This is a genomic window from Amycolatopsis sp. SID8362, from assembly GCF_010550475.1.
GTDB lineage: Bacteria > Actinomycetota > Actinomycetes > Mycobacteriales > Pseudonocardiaceae > Amycolatopsis > Amycolatopsis eburnea.
This window is the reverse complement of sequence record NZ_JAAGNB010001799.1, coordinates 1-1,003: the sequence shown is the minus strand read 5'-3', so window position 1 is coordinate 1,003 and position 1,003 is coordinate 1. Positions and strand designations below refer to the sequence as shown.

General features: G+C 75.8%; 2 protein-coding genes. Both read right to left on the bottom strand.

Annotation, left to right across the window (positions count from 1 at the left end; all coding sequences use genetic code 11):
• The coding region (locus G3I65_RS54940) for a LysR family transcriptional regulator (RefSeq protein ID WP_160704430.1) at window positions 1-299 on the bottom strand (299 nt) is incomplete at its 3' end.
• 7 nt (window positions 300-306) lie between these two features.
• The coding region (locus tag G3I65_RS54935; RefSeq protein WP_203612770.1) for a sterol carrier protein domain-containing protein at window positions 307-1,003 on the bottom strand (697 nt) is incomplete at its 5' end.

The following is a 1,003-nucleotide window of genomic DNA, read 5'->3' as shown; positions in this document are numbered from 1 at the left end:
CCCAGCCGGACCGTGGCCCGTCCGGCGGGCAGCCCGGCGAGTTCGCGAGCGGTGGCGTCGAGCTGGTCGACGACGCCGGTGACCCGCCGGAGCACGATCTGCCCGGCGGCGGTGAGCCGCACCCCGTCGTGACGGCGTTCCAGCAGCGGCGTCCCGGCCGCGCGTTCCAGCGCCGCGATCTGCCGCGAGACCGCGGACTGCGTGTAGCCGAGCGCGGCGGCCGCGGCCGTGAGCGTCCCCCGCTCGGCGACCTCGCGGAACACCCGCAGCGCGGTCAGGGAAGCGTCGGAGAAGGCCATGACCGGGTCAGAACCAGTGCAGGCAGTGCGGCGCGCGCTCGCCCCGGAAGAGGTCGTCCGCGACGGCGGCCGCGTCCGGGTGGTGGGCTTCGACGTGGCCGGCGCGCACCAGCGTGCTCGGGGTCGTGCCGCCGAGGTAGATCGAACCCAGGTCGCTCACGTCCAGGGACAGGTCGGGCTCGCGGTCGGTCGGCACGCACTCGGCCTTGCCGTCGCGGACGGTCAGCAGGTAGCGGTCGCGCTCGGCGAGGAACGGGTCGGTGACGTCGAGGACCAGCTCGCCGTCGGCGGACCAGCCGCGGGCGGTCAGCGCGCGGGGGACGTCGAGGAGCCGGACCCAGAGCCAGTCCGTGTCGCCGCCGACCTCGGCCGCGCGGAAGTCGGTGAGCTGCCAGCGCAGCGGGTGCCCGGGCGGGACGTGCTTGACCACGACGTCGGTCACCAGGTCGTGCTCGAGCGCGAACCGGGCCAGCGCGGTCAACACGGCGTCGTCGGCGGTGATGATCTCGTCGACGGTCAACGTGCGGGGCTCGCCGACCGCGTAGCTGGCGTAGCCGTCCGCGACCCCGTCGGCGTCGCGGTGGACGGCGACGTACCGCTGCGCCGGGGCGATCGGCGGCTGCCCCGCACCCGAGCTCCACCAGCGCGGCGGCCGCGACAGCGCGCCGGGCTGCGTGCGGCGGTAGCGGTCGTAGACCTCTTCC